The 20,921-nt window shown below is 26.9% G+C and carries 21 protein-coding genes; 11 read left to right on the top strand and 10 right to left on the bottom strand.

Annotated elements, in window-relative coordinates; all coding sequences use genetic code 11:
* Both ACERKK_RS03470 and ACERKK_RS03465 read right to left on the bottom strand, forming a co-directional pair.
* Positions 1 to 206: transposase (locus ACERKK_RS03470; protein ID WP_373771688.1), on the bottom strand; the 206-nt coding region annotated here is incomplete at its 3' end.
* A gap of 70 nt (positions 207 to 276) precedes the next feature.
* Complete coding sequence (locus ACERKK_RS03465) at positions 277 to 834, bottom strand: filamentous hemagglutinin N-terminal domain-containing protein (protein WP_373771687.1); 558 nt, start codon at positions 832 to 834, stop codon at positions 277 to 279.
* Positions 835 to 1,151: 317 nt separating this feature from the next.
* Here ACERKK_RS03465 and ACERKK_RS03460 point away from each other — a divergent pair, with 317 nt between their 5' ends.
* Positions 1,152 to 1,865: a response regulator gene (locus ACERKK_RS03460; RefSeq protein ID WP_373771686.1), complete on the top strand. Its 714-nt coding sequence runs from the start codon at positions 1,152 to 1,154 to the stop codon at positions 1,863 to 1,865.
* A gap of 34 nt (positions 1,866 to 1,899) precedes the next feature.
* Positions 1,900 to 3,693, top strand: coding sequence for a 7TM diverse intracellular signaling domain-containing protein (locus ACERKK_RS03455; RefSeq protein ID WP_373771685.1), 1,794 nt, complete (start codon positions 1,900 to 1,902; stop codon positions 3,691 to 3,693).
* On the opposite strand, the gene ACERKK_RS03450 is transcribed toward ACERKK_RS03455, so the two are convergent.
* From ACERKK_RS03450 to ald, 3 genes are all read right to left on the bottom strand, one after another.
* A complete protein-coding gene (locus ACERKK_RS03450; RefSeq protein ID WP_373771684.1) occupies positions 3,680 to 4,243 on the bottom strand; it encodes a bifunctional precorrin-2 dehydrogenase/sirohydrochlorin ferrochelatase in 564 nt (187 codons plus the stop codon). The genes ACERKK_RS03455 and ACERKK_RS03450 overlap by 14 nt on opposite strands.
* A gap of 49 nt (positions 4,244 to 4,292) precedes the next feature.
* The gene (locus tag ACERKK_RS03445; RefSeq protein ID WP_373771689.1) at positions 4,293 to 4,868 is read right to left on the bottom strand and encodes a LysE family translocator; all 576 of its coding nucleotides are present in this window, start codon (positions 4,866 to 4,868) and stop codon (positions 4,293 to 4,295) included.
* A gap of 102 nt (positions 4,869 to 4,970) precedes the next feature.
* On the bottom strand, positions 4,971 to 6,077 hold the full coding sequence (gene ald, locus ACERKK_RS03440; protein ID WP_373771683.1) for an alanine dehydrogenase: 1,107 nt from the start codon (positions 6,075 to 6,077) through the stop codon (positions 4,971 to 4,973).
* A 205-nt stretch (positions 6,078 to 6,282) separates the two neighbouring features.
* On the opposite strand from ald, the gene napA reads away from it, so the two are divergent.
* From napA to ACERKK_RS03405, 7 genes are read left to right on the top strand one after another with little or no spacing between them, the layout of a single operon-like run.
* Positions 6,283 to 9,105: a nitrate reductase catalytic subunit NapA gene (gene napA / locus ACERKK_RS03435; RefSeq protein WP_373771682.1), complete on the top strand. Its 2,823-nt coding sequence runs from the start codon at positions 6,283 to 6,285 to the stop codon at positions 9,103 to 9,105.
* 29 nt (positions 9,106 to 9,134) lie between these two features.
* Positions 9,135 to 9,938, top strand: a complete 804-nt coding sequence (gene napG / locus ACERKK_RS03430; RefSeq protein WP_373771681.1) for a ferredoxin-type protein NapG — start codon at positions 9,135 to 9,137, stop codon at positions 9,936 to 9,938.
* A complete protein-coding gene (gene napH, locus ACERKK_RS03425; RefSeq protein ID WP_373771680.1) occupies positions 9,938 to 10,768 on the top strand; it encodes a quinol dehydrogenase ferredoxin subunit NapH in 831 nt (276 codons plus the stop codon). Before napG ends, napH begins: the two co-directional genes overlap by 1 nt.
* Positions 10,755 to 11,357 carry a nitrate reductase cytochrome c-type subunit gene (locus tag ACERKK_RS03420; protein WP_373771679.1) on the top strand — a complete coding sequence of 201 codons (603 nt, stop codon included), beginning with the start codon at positions 10,755 to 10,757 and terminating at the stop codon, positions 11,355 to 11,357. Before napH ends, ACERKK_RS03420 begins: the two co-directional genes overlap by 14 nt.
* A gap of 3 nt (positions 11,358 to 11,360) precedes the next feature.
* Positions 11,361 to 11,840: a ferredoxin-type protein NapF gene (locus tag ACERKK_RS03415; RefSeq protein ID WP_373771678.1), complete on the top strand. Its 480-nt coding sequence runs from the start codon at positions 11,361 to 11,363 to the stop codon at positions 11,838 to 11,840.
* 8 nt (positions 11,841 to 11,848) lie between these two features.
* Positions 11,849 to 12,805, top strand: a complete 957-nt coding sequence (locus ACERKK_RS03410) for a WD40 repeat domain-containing protein (protein WP_373771677.1) — start codon at positions 11,849 to 11,851, stop codon at positions 12,803 to 12,805.
* A gap of 16 nt (positions 12,806 to 12,821) precedes the next feature.
* Complete coding sequence (locus ACERKK_RS03405; RefSeq protein WP_373771676.1) at positions 12,822 to 13,208, top strand: chaperone NapD; 387 nt, start codon at positions 12,822 to 12,824, stop codon at positions 13,206 to 13,208.
* Positions 13,209 to 13,633: 425 nt separating this feature from the next.
* Here ACERKK_RS03405 and serS read toward each other — a convergent pair whose 3' ends face one another.
* On the bottom strand, positions 13,634 to 14,875 hold the full coding sequence (gene serS / locus ACERKK_RS03400) for a serine--tRNA ligase (protein WP_373771675.1): 1,242 nt from the start codon (positions 14,873 to 14,875) through the stop codon (positions 13,634 to 13,636).
* A 74-nt stretch (positions 14,876 to 14,949) separates the two neighbouring features.
* Positions 14,950 to 15,156, bottom strand: a complete 207-nt coding sequence (locus ACERKK_RS03395; protein WP_373771674.1) for a hypothetical protein — start codon at positions 15,154 to 15,156, stop codon at positions 14,950 to 14,952.
* Between the two features lie 119 nt (positions 15,157 to 15,275).
* On the opposite strand from ACERKK_RS03395, the gene ACERKK_RS03390 reads away from it, so the two are divergent.
* Together ACERKK_RS03390 and trpS are read left to right on the top strand one after the other, a co-directional pair.
* Positions 15,276 to 16,559 (top strand): TAXI family TRAP transporter solute-binding subunit, encoded by a 1,284-nt coding sequence (locus ACERKK_RS03390; RefSeq protein WP_373771673.1) that lies wholly within the window; start codon positions 15,276 to 15,278, stop codon positions 16,557 to 16,559.
* Between the two features lie 49 nt (positions 16,560 to 16,608).
* A complete protein-coding gene (trpS, locus tag ACERKK_RS03385; RefSeq protein WP_373771672.1) occupies positions 16,609 to 17,574 on the top strand; it encodes a tryptophan--tRNA ligase in 966 nt (321 codons plus the stop codon).
* A gap of 59 nt (positions 17,575 to 17,633) precedes the next feature.
* On the opposite strand, the gene ACERKK_RS03380 is transcribed toward trpS, so the two are convergent.
* From ACERKK_RS03380 to ACERKK_RS03370, 3 genes are all read right to left on the bottom strand, one after another.
* Positions 17,634 to 18,392 carry a WG repeat-containing protein gene (locus tag ACERKK_RS03380; protein ID WP_373771671.1) on the bottom strand — a complete coding sequence of 253 codons (759 nt, stop codon included), beginning with the start codon at positions 18,390 to 18,392 and terminating at the stop codon, positions 17,634 to 17,636.
* Positions 18,393 to 18,402: 10 nt separating this feature from the next.
* Positions 18,403 to 19,725, bottom strand: coding sequence for an ankyrin repeat domain-containing protein (locus tag ACERKK_RS03375; RefSeq protein WP_373771670.1), 1,323 nt, complete (start codon positions 19,723 to 19,725; stop codon positions 18,403 to 18,405).
* An 18-nt stretch (positions 19,726 to 19,743) separates the two neighbouring features.
* Positions 19,744 to 20,921: HlyD family type I secretion periplasmic adaptor subunit (locus ACERKK_RS03370; RefSeq protein WP_373771669.1), on the bottom strand; the 1,178-nt coding region annotated here is incomplete at its 5' end.

Raw genomic sequence — 20,921 nt, 5'->3', positions numbered from 1 at the left:
AAAGACTCTTTTATTGTTGGTTCTTGGAATTCTTTTCTAGTTCTTGTTGAAATATTATTTGCTTTTTTATAAGTGCTAATCCATAAGTACAGTGTTTTTAAATTTAGGTCTAAATCTTTTGCAATTGTTGAAGTTTTTTCTTCACTGTTTAATGCTAATTGAACAGTAGAATCTTTAAATTCTTGTGTATACTTTTTGTTTGCCATTGTCTTCCCTTTTTAGGTTTTTATTTTATCATAGACTAATAAATTCTATGTCCTAGTTAGGGTAGCTGTATCATTCATTTGAAACTGTATTTGCTAGAAGTGTTGCGTATCCTGAATCAGAGATATCTATTTCTCCTAGATTTATTACAGATTCAGTTGAGTTACCTTTAAAGTTATAATTACCTGCATTAAAATCTTCATCTGAAAGATTTTTTGTAGTAGCAAGAAGTCCTGCAGTGTTTATCTTTGCATTTTTACCAAATAAGACACCATTTGAGTTTAGTATCCATACTTGACCATTTGCATTTAATGCTCCATTGATAATAGACTTTTCATTTCCAATTACTCTATTTAATGCTATTGAGTTTACATTTGGTTGTTTGAAATTTACTGTTTCATTTGAGGCTATATTAAACTTATTCCAGTTTATGGTTACATTGCCTGTATTTTGAATAATATTTGTGGTATTCCCACTAGAAGATATATTTGCACTACCAGAAGTTACAACTCCTCCACTTGGAGCTGCAAAGCTTAGTGTTGTACTTCCTATTAGTGCACTAACCACTAAACTTACTTTTCCACCTTTTAGTATTCTAAAACGTGAACTAAAATCAATTAGTCTTTTCATTTTTTGCCTTTATACATAAATTTCGAAATAGTAACAAATAAATGTCGGAAAAGTAACGGAAAATGATAATAGTTTTTATTATATTTAAAATTGTATTTTTTAGTTTTAAATAATTTTATAATTACTTGTTTTTTACATTTAATATTGAAAAATAATTTTTATAATTTTATAATTTTTTTAGCTTATTTATTTTCTGTGTGAAAATGATTTTTTTACTACAAATTTTCTAAATTCTTTTAAATTAGTAATATTTTTTCTTATAATTTTGCTAAGATACAATTTCATTTTAAATTAATCACAAATAAGGAAGATATAACTTGAACAACAAAATTAAAAATATTTTAATTGTTGAAGATGAAGCTATTAGTGCCCATTACTTAATAAATATTCTTGATAGTTTAGGCTTTGCTTCTATTTTTGAGGTTTCAAATGCAGATGAAGCTATGCGTACAATTGAAAATAATCAAATTGATTTAGTATTTATGGATATTAATATCAATGGTGCAATTGATGGAATTACTTGTGCACATTTAATAAATGAAAGATATTTTTTACCTATTATATATACAACTGCATATAGTGATTCTCAAACAATAATAAATGCAAGTGATACTAATATATTTGGATTTTTAATAAAACCTTTTGATTTAAGTACAGTAGAAGCAACTATAAGAGTTGCTTTAAAAAAGATAGATTTATTTAAAAATATAACAACTAATAAACCTATAAACTCTATAAATAACAATTTAATTGATTTAGGCGAAAATCAAATATATAACTTAGAAGCCAAAATATTATATATAGAAAATTGCACTATTGATTTTACAAAAAAAGAGATAGAACTTTTATATGTATTAGCATCAAATCTAAATCAAAGTATTTCCTTTGAAATCTTAACTGACTTTGTATGGGGAAATAAAAATATTTCAAATTCTACGATTAGAGATACTGTAAGAAGACTTAGAATAAAAGCACCAAAGTTAAATATTCAAACAGTAGTTGGTCTTGGGTATATTCTAAAAAAGGCTTAATATCTTAAGAATTATTTTACTATTACTATTTTGTTTGAACTCTATTTTTGCAACTATTATTTTACCAGTTGATATAAAAAAGAAAAACAACTTTATTATTGAGTCTTTTTATGATGAAACAAATAATTTGACAATTGATACTATCAAAAATCAAAAGTTTGAGCAAAGTCCTAGTCAATTTAGTTTTGGTCATAAAAGAGCGAACCTTTGGTTTAAACTTCAAATTCATAATCAAAGTCTAGAAAATAAATTTATTCTATATTTTACAGAACCATATTACAATGAAGTGGTTTTATATAAAAAAATAAATGATAAATATATAGAAGATAAAAATGGTTTAATAGTAAAACTTGAAAATAGATCAATATTAAATCACAAACCAACATTTGAACTACTTATCAAAGAAAATGAAATAAAAACTTATTATATAAAAGCAAATTCAAAACTAACATCGTCTAATGAGTTTGAAATTTATACAAAAAAACATTTTAATACTATTTATGGACAATATCAAGATTTTTTATATATGTTTTATTTTGGTACGATATTTTTTATTACACTAATCAATCTATTTTTGTATATTAGATTAAAAGAGAAAATTTATCTATATTATAGTGCTTATACTTTTTTCTATCTTTTATGGGTTAGTGCTTATAGTGGATTAATATTACATACTATTATTGATGGTTATTTTCATGAGTTTATAATGGTTACCTCATTATTTGTAATGTTTTTAATACTTTTTTCAGCAGAGTTTTTAAATATTAAAACATATTTACCTAAAATGTATAAGTTTTTAAATATTTTTGCTCTAGTTTTTGCTCTTTTATCTATACTTATTGTATATAGTTTTCAACCTTGGTTTGAAGTTATGAATAATCTTGCTTCAGTAGCATTTTTACTTTTATTTTCAATTGCTATTTATATTTGGAAAAAAGAAAATGACAAAAATGTAAAATACTACTTATTTGCAATGACTATTTACATGATTACAATTTCTTTAATGTCTGCAATGGTAAATGGCTGGATTGAAAGTAATGATATAAATAGATACTCTTTTCTATTTGGTTCATTTTTTGAGATTATATTTTTTGCTTTAATTCTTACAAATCGTTTTTATATAGCACAAAATGAAAAGCTAAAAATTCAAAAAGAACTTATCTTATTTAAAACAAATAATGAAATTCTTTTAGAAAATCAGATAAAAGAAAGAACAAGTAATATTAAATCTTTAGTAGAAGAAAAAGAGCTTTTATTAAAAGAGCTTTATCATAGAGTTAAAAACAATTTTCATATGGTAATAGGATTATTATCAATAGAATCAAATATATTTGAAAATAAAGATTTTAAAAACTCATTTTCAAAAATTATTACAAGAATTAAAGCAATGTCTTTAATAAATGAATATTTATATGAAAGTGATACTTTATCCAAAATAGATTGTGCTGATTATATTGAAAAAATTATTGATGAAATTACAATCGCTTATGAAAAAGAGAATATTCTTATTAATAAAAATATAGAACTATTAAATATAGATATAGATTCAGCAGTTTCTTTAGGAATGATTGTAAATGAGATATTAACAAACTCGATTAAGCATTTTGATAAAAAAGATATTTGTATTATTAATTTAGAAATAAAAAAAGAGAAAAATCAAATTATTTTGACTATAAAAGATAATGGAAAAGGTTTTATTGAAAATAATAAACAAAAAGGTTTAGGATTAAAACTAATTAAGCAATTTTCAAATAAATTAGCAAAGAGTAACTATAAATTTATACAAGATAATGGAACAAAATTTATACTAAGTTTTACTTCCATTTAGAAATATACTCTTTAGTTTTATTATTTAAAAACTCCATTCTTTTCTTTCCTTTTGGCATTGTATCTCTATACTCTTTCATCTGTTTTAGAAAGTCTTCAATTGAATCAGGTATAAGTTTTTGTAAATATATTTTTAAATGTTTTGCCATAGATGGCGATGTACCTGATGTTGAAATTGCTATTGTTAAATCACCTTTTTTAATATATGAAGGAAAAATAAAATCACAATAGTTAGTAAAATCTACACAATTACATAAGCAGTTAAACTCTCTACTTTCTTGATATATTGATTCTTGAATACTTAGATTATCTAAAGCAGCAATTACAATATCAAAACCTTTTATATCGCCTTTTTCATAATCTTTTTGTATAAAATCTAAAGAATGTGATGAAATTAACTCTTTTATTTCATCACAATAAAAACTAGAAATAATTGTAATATCACTTGTAAAGTCTAATAAATGTTTGCATTTTTCAAAAGCAATTTTTCCCGCACCTACTATTAAAATCTTTTTATTATCAAACCTTATAAAAGCAGGAAAATATGACATTTTTAAATCCTTAATTTTTTTATATATACAATTTACTTGATTGCTTTAATCACCCTAAAGCTAACCAAACTCCAATACCAATCATCATAGTTCCTGCTATTTTATTTAATAACTTAACATTTGATGAGTTTTGCAATAACTTTCTTAATGTAATTCCCCCACTTGCATAAATCAATAAACAAGTAAATTCTAATAATAAAATAAAAAAAACTAAAACAGATAATTGTGGAGCAAAATCTAAATTTTTATCAATAAAAGGTGGTAATAATGCAATAAAAAATGCCCAACCTTTTGGATTTGCAATTGCTGTTATAAAACCTTGAATTGCTAGATTTTTATTTGAAACATTAAAACTATTTTTATCTAAATTTAATGACATCTTACCACGTGACAAAAACATTGAAATACCAAGATAAATAAGATAAGCTCCACCTGCATACTTTAATACTAAAAAAATAGATGGATATTCAAGCATAATAGCAGCAATTCCAATAACAGAAGAACTAGCAACTAAACCAACACCTAATAATTCACCATACATCATATATATAGTTCTTTTTAATCCTATACTCATTCCCATACTTAAAGATAAAGTCATACACATTCCAGGAGTAATAGAAACAATAAAAAATGTAGGAATAAATAGTGCTAAAATTGATAAATTTATATACTCTAAAATAATAAAATCCTTTTATAATAAATAAAAGTAGAAGTATACAAAATTATTTTAAAAAACTTCTTCTTCATATTGTAAATTTAAACTAAAAGCAACTGCTTTATTTGTTAATTTTCCATTATAGGTGTTAAGTCCATTTAATAAATGTTTATCATCAAAAAGAGCTTTTTTTAAACCTTTATTTGCAATATCTAAAGTAAATTTTAAAGTACTAGCACTTAAAGCAAGTGTTGATGTTAAACAAACAGCTCCTGGCATATTTGCAACACAATAATGCACTACATCATTTACAATATAAGTAGGATTATCATGATATGTGATTTTTGATGTTTCAAAACATCCACCTTGATCAATAGCAACATCTACAATTACTGAATTTTTCTTCATAAGTTTTAAATCATCTTTTGTAATTAGTTTAGGTGCTTTTGCTCCAGGAATTAAAACAGCACCAATAACTAAATCAGCATTTTTGATTGTTTTTAAAATATTTGTTCTATTTGAAAATAGTGTTGTAACTTTAGAAGCGAATAAATCATCATAATAAGCTAATCTTGAAGCACTTATATCTAAAACAATAACATTTGCACCTAAGCCAACAAGCATTTTACAAGCATTTAAGCCTACAATTCCAGCACCTATTATTACAACATTTCCTCTTTCAACCCCAGGAACTCCACCTAATAAAACACCTCTTCCTCCAAAAGGTTTTTCTAAATACTTAGCACCCTCTTGTGCAGCTAGTCTTCCTGCAATTTCACTCATTGGAGTTAAGCAAGGAAGTCCTCCTTTTTCATCTGTTATTGTTTCATAAGCAATAGCACTTATCTTTTTATTTAATAAGAATAATGCTAATTCTTTATTTGCAGCAATATGTAAATAAGTAAATAGAATTTGTCCTTCATGAAAAAATTCATACTCTTGTGTAAGTGGTTCTTTAACTTTTATAATCATTTCTGCTTTATCAAATAATTCTTGTTTATCAAAAACAATTAATGCACCAGCTTTTTCATACTCTTTATCACTAAAACCAGTTTCATAACCAGCATTATGCTCAACAAAAATCTCATGTGAATTTTTAACTAAAACCTCAACATCATCAGGAGTTAAAGCTACTCTATATTCATGTATTTTTATCTCTTTAACTAAGGCAATTTTCATAATAAATCCTTTTATAAAAAAGTTTAGTTTCTAATAATCTAAATATACATATATTATACATTAAAATAAATTTTATAAAAAGTGAAACAGGACAATTTTTATCTTAATTAAAACTTAAAATTCTTGATTATAATCAATTAATAATCCATCATAGTATGTTAGAATGCTTATGTTAAAACATTTTAATTTCATTAAAGGAGAAAATATGTCGCTTTCAAGAAGAGATTTTCTAAAAAGCTCTGCAGCAGCTTCTGCAGCAGCAGCAATTGGTATGACAGTACCTGCTGAGTTAAAAGCACAGGCAAATGTAGCAGAAGGTTCATGGAGATGGGATAAGGCAGCTTGTCGTTTCTGTGGAACTGGTTGTGGGATTATGCTTGCAACTAAAGGTGGAAAAATAGTTGCTGTTAAGGGTGATCCTGCAGCACCTGTAAATAGAGGGCTTAATTGTATCAAAGGATACTTTAATGCAAAAATTATGTATGGTGCAGATAGATTAAAGCAACCATTATTAAGAGTTAATGCAAAAGGTGAATTTGATAAAAAAGGAAATTTTGCTCCAGTTTCTTGGGAAAGAGCCTTTGATGAAATGGAAGTTAATATCAAAAAAGCTTTAAAACATGCTGGACCTGAAGGTGTTGGTGTATTTTCATCTGGACAATATACAATTCAAGAAGGATACGCAGCTCAAAAAATGATGAAAGGTGGATTTAGATCTAATGCCTTTGATCCAAATGCTAGACACTGTATGGCATCTGCTGTTGTTGGTTTCTACCAAACATTTGGAATTGATGAACCATCTGGATGTTATGATGATATCGAGTTAACAGATACTATTGTAACATGGGGATCAAATATGGCAGAAATGCACCCTATTTTATGGTCAAGAGTTACTGATAGAAAATTATCTGATCCTAAGAGAGTTAAGATTGTAAATTTATCAACTTATAGACATAGAACTTCTGATATTGCCGATACTGAAATTATTTTTAAACCAAATTCAGATTTAGCATTATGGAATTATATTGCAAGAGAGATTGTATATAATAATCCAGAAGCAATTGATTGGAAATTTATAAAAGAACATATTATCTTTGCAGCATCTCCTGTAAACATGGGATATGGTATGAGAAGATCAGATGAAAAATCTATAGTTGATGGTAAATATACTGATAAAGAAATGGAAACTATTTCAAAAGAAATGTCAAAAATCGTTTCTGCTGATGAAGCACCTGCATTAGAACCTTATGGTTATAAAGAAGGTGATAAAATGGTTAATAAACCAGCTGGTCTTAAACACTGGGAAATTTCATTTGAAGAGTATAAAAAATTCCTAGCACCATATACAGCTGAATATACTACACAAGTTTCAAAAGGTAACCCTGATGAATCGGATGAAGTATTTATGAAAAAAATCAAAGAGTTAGCTGACTTATATATTGAAAAAAATAGAAAAGTTGTATCTTTTTGGACTATGGGTATGAACCAACATACAAGAGGAACATGGGTAAATACTTTAGCTTATAATGTTCACTTCTTACTAAATAAACAAGCAAAACCAGGTTCTGGAGCATTCTCATTAACAGGTCAACCATCTGCTTGTGGAACTGCAAGAGAAGTTGGAACATTCGCACATAGATTACCTGCAGATATGATGGTAGCAAATGGGAAACATAGAAAAATTGTTGAAAATGCTTGGAAAGTTCCAGAAGGAACAATTAATCCAGTTGGAAATCAACATATTATGAAAATTCATAGAGATATTGAAGATGGTGTTATCAAATTTGCATGGGTAAATGTTTGTAATCCTTACCAAGATTCAGCATCTGCATCACATTGGATTAAAGCAGCACGTGAAATGGATAACTTTATTGTAACTTCTGATGGATATCCAGGAATTTCTGCAAAAGTATCTGACCTTATTTTACCATCTGCAATGATGTTTGAAAAATGGGGAGCTTATGGAAATGCTGAAAGAAGAACTCAACATTGGAGACAACAAGTATTACCAGTAGGTGATGCAATGTCTGATACATGGCAATGGGTTGAGCTTTCAAAAAGATTTACAGTAAAAGATGTATGGGGTGAGCAACCTTTAAGAGGTAAAAATAAAGATGGAAGTCCTAAAAAATTACCAAATGTAATAGAACAAGCAAAAGCAATGGGATATACAGAAGATACAACTATGTATGAAATTCTTTTTGCAAATGAAAAAGCAAAATCTTATAAGTTAGATCAAAAAGATGATATTCAAGCAGGGTATGACAATACTGATGGTTTTGGAGATTCAAGAAATGTTGTTGGTTCTGATGGAAAAGTATTTAAAGGTTACGGATTCTTTATTCAAAAATACTTATTTGAAGAGTATGCTGACTTTGGAAGAGGACATGCACACGATTTAGCTGATTTTGATACTTACCATAGAGTAAGAGGACTTAAGTGGCCAGTTGTTGATGGTAAAGAAACTCAATGGAGATTTAATACTAAGTATGACCCTTATGCTAAAAAATATGGAAAAGAAGGAACTGATTTTGCATTCTATGGAAAATTAGCAAAAGCTTTACCTCAAGGTAATTTAAAAGGTATTACAGATACAAATAAAAAACCTTTAACAAATAAAGCAAAAATCTTTGCTCGTCCTTATATGGATGCACCAGAAATGCCAAATGAAGAGTATCCAGTATGGTTAAGTACAGGTAGAGTTTTAGAACACTGGCACTCAGGAACAATGACTATGAGAGTTCCTGAATTATATAGAGCAGTACCAGAAGCACTATGTTATATGCATCCCCAAGATGCTAAGAAATATGATGTTAAACAAGGTGCTTTATGTTGGGTTGAATCTAGACGTGGAAGAGTAAAAGCAAGAGTTGAAACAAGAGGAAGAAATAGACCTTCAAGAGGACTTGTATTTGTGCCTTGGTTTGATGAAAAAGTATTTATTAATAAAGTATGTTTAGATGCAACTTGTCCACAATCGAAACAAACAGACTTTAAAAAATGTGCGGTAAAAATTTACAAAGCATAATATTAGTGCTTAAAATGAAATGAGTCAAAATGGAAAATACTAAAAAAGAACCTTTGTCAGAAAGAAGAAGATTTTTTCTTAAAATAGCAAGAGCCTCTGGTCTTGCTATTTTAGCAGGTCTTACATGGAGTGCTTATGTTGATGAAGTTAAAGCAAGCCAATTAATATTAAGACCACCTGCTGCTTTGGATGAAGATGATTTTTTAGCAACTTGTATCAAATGTGGTTTATGCGTAGAAAGCTGCCCATTTGATACATTAAAACTGGCAAAGCCAGGTGATAATATGCCTCTTGGAACACCGTATTTTACTCCAAGAGAAATACCTTGTTATATGTGTATAGATATTCCTTGTGTTCCAGTATGTCCTACTGGTGCTTTAGATATTAAATCTGTACAAAATGACAAAAAAGAATTAGATATAAATAAAGCCAACATGGGTATTGCAGTTATTGATGATAATGCTTGTATTGCTTTTTGGGGAATTCAATGTGATGCATGTTATAGAGCTTGTCCACTTTTAGGAGAAGCTATTAGCGTTGAATACACAAAAAATGAAAGAACAGGTAAACACGCATTTTTAAAACCAGTTGTACACTCAGATGTTTGTACAGGTTGTGGATTATGTGAAAAAGCTTGTGTTACACAAAAAGCATCAATTTTTGTTTTACCTCGTAAAATTGCAGAAGGTAAAGCAGGAGATTATTACATCAAAGGCTGGGATAAAAATGATGAAAAAAGACTTGAAAGTGCAACAAGTCAAAAGAATACAACAGACATAAATAAGAAATCTGCAATTGATTCTTTAAATAGTAGCATGGAGGATTTATACTAATGAAAAGATTATTAGATAAATATAGATTCTTAATAGCTAGAAGATTCACTCAGGTTTCTATTATGATTTTATATGTACTTGCAAATATATATGGAATAAATTTTCTAATGGGAAATTTAAGTTCATCACTGATTTTAGGAACTATTCCTCTTAGTGATCCATATGCTGTTATTCAGATGTTATTTGCAGGTGCAGTATTATCTTTTGATGTTCTTTTAGGTGCTTTTTTAATTACAGTATTTTATATGATTATTGGTGGTCGTGCATTTTGTTCTTGGGTTTGTCCTGTAAATATTATTACAGATACAGCAAATTTTTTAAGAGCAAAACTTGGATTAAATTTAATCCAAAAAAAACAACCAGCTTCAAGAAATATGAGATATTGGGTAATTGCGATTAGTTTAGTTATATCTTTTTTTATGGGTATTGCAGCTTTTGAGTTAATATCTCCTATATCAATGGTTCATAGAGGAATTATATTTGGTTTAGGTTTTGGTTGGGCTGCTATATTTGTTATATTTCTTTTTGATTTATTTGTTTTAAAAAATGGCTGGTGTGGTCATATATGTCCTCTTGGTGGATTTCATTCACTAATAGGTAAATTTAGTTTGATTAGAGTTCATCATAATGCACCTAATTGTACTTCTTGTATGAAATGTAAAGAAGTTTGTCCAGAAGATCAGGTTTTACATATGATTTCAAAAACTTCTATTCCTGTGTTAAGTGGGGAGTGTACAAATTGTGCAAGATGTATTGAAGTATGTGATGATGATGCTCTAAATTTTTCAATTAAGAATTTAAAAAAGGGAGAAAAAAATGAAGTTATTTAAATTAGCTTTAACAGCAACAGTAGCTACAACATTTCTAATTGTTGGATGTACTGCTACAAAAACTGTAAGTGAAGAGTCTTTAGGATTAAGAACTGCTGATCTTTATTCAGAAAATAAAGTTATGCCAAATGAAACAAAATATGGTAAAAGCCAACCTATGAGTGGGTATAAAATAGAACGTGCATATGAAAATGCTCCTCCTATGATTCCTCATGATGTTGAAGGAATGTTACCAATTACTATAAATAGTAATCAATGTACTACTTGTCATGAACCAGCTGTTGCTGTATCAATGAATGCAACACCAATTCCAAAGTCTCACTTTACAGACTTTAGACCAAGTACTGCATTATCACAAGATGGTATAATTACAAAAGAAGGAAAAACAGTTGAAAATACAAGTGATTTTAAAACTGTTGGAAAATCATTACCTACATTAGCAGGTGCAAGATTTAACTGTACACAATGTCATGCTCCTCAATCTGTTGGAAATGATGTACCAAAAAATGTATTTGAAGCTGATTTTAGAACAAAAGAATCAAATTCAAAATCAAATTTAGTTGACACTATTAATGAAGGTGTTAAGTAAGCTATGAAAAGAAGAGAGTTATTTAACTCTCTTGTTTCTTCATTTAAAATAGATGAAAAACAAGAGAAAATTATTAGACCATCTTATTATAATGATGAATCAATTTTTTTTACAAACTGCATAGAGTGTGATGGAATATGTAGTACAGTTTGTGAAGAAAATATAATTATTATTCAAGATGATAAAACACCTAAATTAGATTTGCTAATTAGTGGATGTACATACTGTGATGAGTGTGCTAATATTTGTCCTAATGATGTTTTAAAACTTGAATATAAAAAAAATATAGATGCAAAAATTCAAATTGATATAAGTAAATGTTTATCATGGAATCAAACTATGTGTTTTTCTTGTAAAGATCCTTGTTTAGATGATGCAATTGATTTTTTAGCTATGTTTAGACCTGAAATAAATGATAATTGTACATCTTGTGGCTATTGCATAAAAACTTGTCCTGTTGAAGCTATTAAAATTATCAATTAAGGAAAAAAATGAAACTAGTAAAACTATTTATTTTTATCTTGATTTTTTTAAATATTTTAAATGCAAAAGAGTATCAAGCATCATTTACATATCTTGCAAGTTCTGGGGTTACTAGTTTAGTTTATAAAGATGATAAAATTTATGTGGGAACAAGAGGTTCAACTCTTGATATATTTGATATAAAAACTAAAAAGAGAATCAAGTCAATTACTTTAGAAAAAATCAAAGATTTTATGGGTGATTTAGTTGATTCTAAAATTTATAGTATTGATGTACTTGATGATATGATTCTAATTTTATCACAAGGTGAAAAAGGTGGTAGAGATATAAATATCTATAAAGATGGTAAGTTAATAAATTTAATTTCATCAAAAGAAAGGATGTTTATTGCACAAGCAAAATTTATATCAAAAGATAAAATTGTTTTTGCCCTACTTTCTAATCAAGTATATTTATTTGATATTAAATCAAAAACGAATATTTATAAAAAACAGATATCTCAATCTAAATTTTCACATTTTGTAATAAACGAAGATAAAAAAAATATAGTTATTGCTGATGAAAGTGGTATTTTAAATATGTTAGAGGTAAAGTCATTTAAAGTAATAAAAAAATTTGAAAAACAAAATTTAGATAATGTTTTCCAAGTAGATTTAAAAAACAATATAATTTTAACAGCAGGACAAGATAGACGTGCTGTTGTTTATAATATAAAAAGAAATACTGCATATTATAAAACTACAAATTTTTTAATTTATAGTGCAGGATTAAGTCCTAGTGGAAACCTCGGAGCAATTGCATATAATGAAAATAATGAGATTAGTGTTTTTAATACAAAAACAAAAAAAGATTTACATATATTAAAAGATAATCAAACGACAATTACTAATATTATATTTATTAGTGAAAATGAGATTCTAGTATCTAGTGATGATAATAGAATAAACTATTATAAAATTGATTAATTAAAAGGATTAAAAAATGAATATTTCAAGTATCGTAGTAAAAACATTACCAAAATTTATAGATGAAGTTGTAGAATCATTAAAGAATTGTGATGTATGTGATTATCATATGCATGATGAATTAGGAAGAATTATTATTACAATTGAAGGTGCTGGGGTTGAAGAGGAACTTAAAAAATTAAGAGTAATAGAAAATATACCTCATGTTGCAAGTGCTGATATGCAAATGGCATATAGTGAAGATGAATTAAGCTCTCATATGGAAGTTTTAGATGGTGCAGAAGTTGTACCGAAAGTATTAAATGATAAAGATGTAAAAGTTGAAGATATTGTTTACAATGGTGATTTAAAGAAAAAAGACTTAGAAGGTTTTGCTAGAACTTTTGATAATACTGCTAAATAAAAACTTTAAAAAGAAAAATAGTAATTAATTTTACTATCTTTTCTAATCCTCTTATTTAAACTCCTAAACTTATATTTTTCTTAATTTATTTTCATAAAAAAGAATTTTAAATTTCTTCAATATTTCGTAGCATTAACGTAGCATTTTTAAAATTTTTATTGTATACTTTCACAAATAGAAGTTTTATCAACTTTCTCTCCTTAGATAAAAATAACGTAGCTGTAACATTTTTCTCTAGATAAAGCTTCTTTTTTATTTCTTACAATACTTACTTATTTCAAATATTTTTCAATACCTATTTTTTTATTATATAAAGTTTACTTATAATTATTTTGTAGAATTAGTACTTAGTTTTTATTAGTTTAATAGAAGGGTAGATATTATAAAAAATAGGCAGATAATTTAATCCACCTATTTAAAAAGTTTTATTGCATATATTTTTTAAGAACGTCAGGAATTCTTACACTTCCATCTTCATTTTGATAGTTTTCCATAATAGCAAGTAATGTTCTACCTACTGCTAATGATGAACCATTTAATGTATGAGTTAAGATATTTTTCTTTCCATCTTTATATCTAATTTTTGCACGTCTACTTTGGAATTCTCTTGTATTTGAAATTGATGAAATTTCTCTATATTTATTTTGTCCTGGTAACCAAACTTCTAAGTCGATTGTAGTTGCTGCACTAAATCCTAAATCTCCTGTACATAATTGAACTTTTTGATGAGGAAGACCTAATGATGTTAATAAATCACTTGCACAATTTACCATTTTTTCAAATATTTCATCTGATTGAGAAGGTTGTGTAATCGCAACCATTTCTACTTTATCAAATTGATGTTGTCTAATAAGTCCTCTTGTATCACGTCCTGCACTTCCTGCTTCTTTTCTAAAACATGGAGTATAAGATGTAAGTAACATAGGAAGTTCTTCACTTGGAATAATTTCATCATTTACAAGATTTGTAAGTGAAACTTCTGCAGTAGGAATTAAGTATAAATCTTCACCTTCAATTTTAAATAAATCATCTTCAAATTTTGGTAATTGACCTGTTCCTTGTAGTGCATTTGAATTTGCCATAAATGGAACATACCACTCTTCAAATCCTCTAGCTCTATTAAAGTCAAGCATATAATTAATTAAAGCTCTCTCCATTCTAGCACCATCACCTCTTAGCGCTGCAAATCTTGATTTTGCTAATTTAACACCTTTTTCAAAATCAATCCAACCATTATCTAAATCCCAATGTTCTTTTGGCTCAAAAGAAAATTCTGGTTTTTCTCCAATTACAGATAAAACAATATTTTCATCTTCATCAGCACCATCTGGAACATTTGCATCTGGCATATTTGGAACACCTAAAGCAATAGCTGTAAGATTTTCTTCTAAAACTCTTACTTCATCTTCTAATACTTGTTTATTTGCTTTAAGATTATTAATATTTTCTTGAAGTGGAGCAATATCTAAGCCCTCTTTTTTATATCTTCCGAATTCTTTTGATAGTTTATTTTGCTCAGCTGTAACATTTTCCATGTCTTGTCTTTTTTGCTTTGCATCTTCTGAGATAGATTTTAAGTTGTCTAAAATTTCTTGAGCTACACCTTTTCTTTTTAAGGCTGTCGCAACATTTTCAAAGTCTCTTTGTAGTAGTTTTATATCAATCATCTTTTCTCTTTGTATTTATATTTTTTGCATTATATCTAAAAATTGCTACAAAGAGATTAGATGAATTAGAAATATTATCCGTTCATTCCCATTTTTATTACAACTTCACCATCAATATATTCTGACTTAAAAGTATGTTTATGACAAAAATCTTCATTCATAATTATACACATTTCATTTGCTTTTGCTAATGCTTCATCAATTGTTTCAAACTCTGTTGTTTCTTCAAAATCTGAATTTCTAAAACATCCACATGCTCTTTCTACTCTAACTATTGCCATTATATTCTCCAAAAATTTTTTGCAGATTGTAGCATAAAAATTTTAAAATAAATCCTAAGTAATAATTTTTATCCTTAAATTTTTGTTATAATTAATAAAAAAATAAAAGAAGTGATTAAATGAAATATAAATTCCTTAGCATCTCCATTCCAATTATTCTACTTGTAATTGCATCTTTTTATATCACAGCACAATTTATTCAACCAAGTCCAAAAAAAGAGTTCACAATTGCAACAGGCTCTAAAGATGGTCAATACTATAAAACTGCGCTACTTTATAAAAAGATTTTAGAAGATGAAAAAGTAAAAGTAAATATTGTTACAAGTTCTGGTTCTATGCAAAACTTACAATTATTACAAGATAAAAAAGTTGATATTGCCTTTGTTCAAAATGGTATAGAATTAAATGAAAAACAAAAACATTTAAAAGCAATTGGATCTATATATTATGAACCAATATGGGTATTTTATAAAAATAAAAAATATACAATAGACTATATTGTTGAACTAACTTCAAAAAAAATATCTGTTGGTGTAGAAGGTAGTGGCACTAATCATTTAGCCTTACAAATATTAAAAGACAATGGAATAAGTAAAGAAAACTCTACTTTATATTCTTATGATTCAAGTAAATCAAAAAAACTATTGATGAATGATAAAATTGATGCTATGTTTGTTGTAGGTTCTGCTAACTCAAAAGTAATAAAAGAGTTACTTGAAGACTCTTCAATAAATGTTTTTAGTTTTAAAAGAAGTAAAGCATATAGCAGAAAATATAACTATTTAGAGTCTTTATCTCTTTATGAGGGAACTATTGATTTATATAGAAATATTCCTTATGAGGATTCAAATTTACTAGCTACAACTGCAAATCTTGTGATAAATGATAGTTTATCAGATGAATTACAAAGATTACTTTTAAGAAAATTATTTACAATTCATAATAAAAAAGGACTATTTGAAAAAAACGATCAATTTCCTAATATCTCAAATTTAACAATTCCAGTAAGTGAAGAAGCAGCCAGATACTATACTTATGGAGATACTTGGTTAGAGAAAATATTTCCTTATTGGATTGCTTCTAATCTTGATAGATTAAAAATTCTTTTAATTCCTTTATTAACACTATTATTCCCTTTATTTAAAGGAGTATTACCTCTATATAGATGGAGTATTCGTTCAAAAATATATAAATGGTACGATAAAATTCAAGGAATTGATAAAATAATAGATGAATTAAATCTTGTTGAATTAAAACAAAATTTAGAAGAACTTGAGAAATTAAGAAAAGAGATTAAAAATGAAACAAAAGTACCATTATCTTATATGGGTGAATATTATGATTTAATTATGCATTTAGAACTACTTATTTCACAATTAAATATAAAAATAGCCTCTAAGTAATTTTAGTTACTTTCGATATAATTACTCAAATTTTTATTAAGGAATGAATTTGAGAATATTATCAGGTATTCAACCATCAGGAACTATTCACATTGGTAACTACTTTGGAATGGTAAAAAAGATGATTGAGTCTCAAAACGACGGAGAATTATTTGCGTTTATTGCATCTTATCATGCATTAACATCAGTAAAAGATAAAGAAGTTTTAGAACAAAACACTTTTGAAGCAGCAGTTAACTTTTTAGCATTAGGAATGGATCCAGAAAAATCAACATTTTGGGTACAACATCATGTAAAAGAAGTATTAGAGCTTTACTGGTTATTATCAAATCATACTTCAATGGGACTACTTGAAAGAGCTCATTCTTATAAAGACAAAACAGCACGTGGAATTCAAGCAAATCATGGATTATTTTCATATCCTGTATTAATGGCAGCTGATATTTTATTATTTGATTCAAATATTGTTCCAGTTGGAAAAGATCAGATTCAACATGTTGAAATGACAAGAGATATTGCAACTTCATTTAATCATGCATATAAACAAGAAATTTTTGTAATGCCTGAATCAAAAGTTGATGAAGATTTAGCAACTGTTCCAGGAACTGATGGTGCTAAGATGTCTAAATCTTATGGTAATACTATTGATATGTTTAACACTAAGAAAAAAATTAAAAAACAAGTTATGGGAATTGTAACAGATTCAAAAGAACTTGATGAAGCAAAAGAATGGGAAAATTGTAATATTTATAAATTATCTGAATTATTTATGAATGAAAATGAATTAAAAGATTTACAACAAAGATATGCAACACCAGGTGAAGGTTATGGACACTTTAAATTAACGTTACTTGATAAAATTAATGAACATTTTGCGCCATACCAAGAAAAAAGAGAACATCTATTAGCAAATCCTAAAGAAGTACATGAAATCTTAGCTTACGGTGCTTCAAAAGCTTCTAAAATAGCAAGTGAAAAAATGAGAGTGATTAGAGACGCGGTTGGTCTTATTTAAGTTTACTTATTTACATTTAAAAATAAATATTTCCTAGAATAAACTAGGAGATATTTAGCCTAAAAATTATCAGAATTACTAAATGTTTTTTTATTTAATTCTTTTCCATCTAAATCAATATGAGTCCATAAATTATCTTTTTGAACCCTTGCTATTTTATTTGAAAAATCATCTGCATATTGATATTTATTTTCTGAGATTATATTACATTTAGTATCAATAAATCCCCATAAACCATCTTTATTTGTTCTCATTCTATCTTCACTTGATAAATAAATCATATCATAATCTAAAGGAAGAATCATATTCATATTATTAGCATTTAAACATCCATATTGAACTCTTTTATTTTTATTGAAATTTCTAACAATAACAGAGTTATCTATAACATCTCTAACACCATCATAAATAGGTTTTAAAACTATTTCAAAATCTTCATTAATTAAACCAAATTTTTGATTTACTTCAATTTTTGCAAAACCATTAAAAAAATTACCAATAGAATCAAAAATTACTTTTAATTTTAAATTACCTTCTCTATCGATTATTCCATATTTATTATCTATATTTTTTACAATAGCAAACTTTTCATCAGATATATGAATCCAATGAAAATTTACATAATTAGGATGAGCATAATCATTTGAAGTTAAATTGTCTAAATGAAAAACTTTTTTATAAATAGGCTTAACTAATACTTCACCCTTATTATTTATCAAACCATCTTTTTCTTTAACTGTAATAGCAGTTGTATGCTCCTTAGAGCTACAACCACTAATAAAAACAAGTAGACATAAGGCAAGTAAACTTTCTTTCATAATAAGCTCCTTATTGCTGAACTATTTTATTTATTCTAAACTCTACTCTTCTTGATAAAACTTTATTTTCTGTTCCATCTTCATTTAAAATTGGATGCTCAGAAGACATACCCTCTGATTCATAAAAGTCATTTAACCATGGTAAAGTATTTACAACCATTTCATTTTCATTTGATAAAGTATATTCAAGAACTTGTTTTGCTCTTGATTCTGATAGTTTTTTATTCATAGAATATTTTTCTTCATCAGTTTTTGCTGTTCTATATTCAGATGAACTATGTCCTTCTACTCTAACTTTTTGAATCTGTTCAGTATATTTGTTTAAAATTTTCAAGTATCTTGGGAAAAAATTATCTAGAATATCTTGAAAAGATACTTGTAAATCACTACTTCCTAAAGTAAATAAAACTTCAGGTTTTTTAAATCTAAATATTAATCCATTTTTATCTAATTGCGCATTCCAAGGCTCAAAATCAGCAGCGAACTCTGTCATTAAATCTTCATAAAGACCTGTTATTATCTCTTCTTGTTCTACTATTGGTTCTTCTTCAATTAAAGGTATTTGTTTTATTAAATCACCTAAATTAGCAACTTCAATATCTTTATCTATTCCATTTGTTCCAATTGCAGTTACAATATAAGAAGAATCTTTATTAATTTCTTTATCTAATTTTGCACAATATTTATCATCACTGATATTAGCTTTATATTTACCAAAAGGTTTTGCATCTTCACTTGATTCTTCTGAAATTATTAAATTAACATTTGTAGCAACTCCTAAAATTATATCACCACAAATTTTATTTTCATTTTCGTCATAATACTCAAGTGTAATATCTAAAGCTTGACACATTTTTGTAATATCAGAAGCATTAATCATCTTAATTATAAAAGTATCATTATTCTTAGAAGCATTATGTAAAGGGCTCATATCATGTCTATCAAAAACATCTTTATTTGCTTTATTACATAATAGTAATTTTGACATAGCATTTGTACTATTTCTTGTAGAATCTAATAAAGGAGTATCTTTATATCTATCAATATTATTAACATTTGCACCATTTTGGATTAAAAGTTTTGCAATATCATATTGGTCTAATCTTACAGCTAAATGTAATGGCGTATAACCATAGATATCTTTTGAATCAATTAGAGAACCTGATTTAATTAACTCTTTAACGATAGTTAAATCTTTTGCTCTTACAGCATCATGTAAAGCTAATTCATTTATAAAATCATCTTTTATATTAAGATTTTGTGTTGGATTGTTAAAAGAACATCCTGTTAATAAAAATAGAAATATTAAACTAGAATATAAACATTTTTTCATTGTACTTCCTTTATTAATTTATTTTTCATGCATAGCATTTTGTTTTACTTTTAAAATTGGTTTTAAAATAAAATCCATAATTGTTTTTTTTCCTGTTACAATATCAACACTTGCTATCATTCCTGGAATAATTACTAATCTTTTACCATCTTTTTCTAAGAAGTTTTTATCAGCTTGTACTACAACTTTATAATAACTTTTACCTTCTTTACTCTCTTTATCTATAATACTATCAGCTGAAATTTCAATAATTTTACCATTTAAGCCACCATAAATACTATAATCATATGCAGTTAATTTTATCATTACATCTTGGCTTGGATTAATAAAAGCAATATCTTTAGGATCAATTTTTGCTTCAATTAATAAATGATCACTATAAGGAATAATATCCATTAATGTCATACCAGATTGAACAACACCACCAATAGTATTCATATATATTTCTTTTACTGTTCCATCAACACTTGATTTTATTACAGTTTTTTCAATTTTATCAGTATCTGAAACCAGTCTTGCTTCTACTTTTTTTATCTCTACTGAAATTCTTTGTAACTCTTTTGAAGCTTCTGTTCGAAACTCATTAATTCTTTCACTTTTTTTATTTTTTGCTTCTGTAATAGAGTATTCTATTTTTGGAATTGTAAGCTCAAAAGTTTCTAAATCACCTTTTATTTGTTGGTAATCTTTTTCAACAGTAATTAAATCAATTTTTGATTTTGCACCTGATTGAACTAATTGTTTTATTGTTTGTCTTTCAACTTTCACTAACTGCAATCTACTTTTTGATTGTTGCATTCTTGATTTAGTTTCTGCTAATTCTTGTCTTTTTTGCTGTACTTGAGAATCAAATACAGTTAAAGAAGTTTGTAATTGCTCTACTCTATTTTTATATAAATTCTTTTGAGATTTAATATAATCACTTGCAATTTCATGTGTTTTAGCAGGAAACTTTAATTTAGGGATATCCTTATCTAAGTCAAGATTTGCTTCAACTTCAAGTCTTACTTTCATTGCAAGCCATTGATTATAACTCTCTTTGTTTTCTTCAAGAGTTGCTTGAAATCTTGTAATATCAATTTTCATTAAAGGTTGATCTTTTAGGATTTCATCACCGTTTTTTACAAGAATTTCCTCAATTAAACCACCATCTAAAGATTGAATAGCTTGAATTTTTGAAGATGGAATTACCTTAC

Source organism: Poseidonibacter sp., assembly GCF_041821165.1.
Taxonomy (GTDB): domain Bacteria; phylum Campylobacterota; class Campylobacteria; order Campylobacterales; family Arcobacteraceae; genus Poseidonibacter.
Note: the sequence above shows the minus strand (reverse complement) of the source record. Positions and strands in the feature narration are given on the sequence as shown.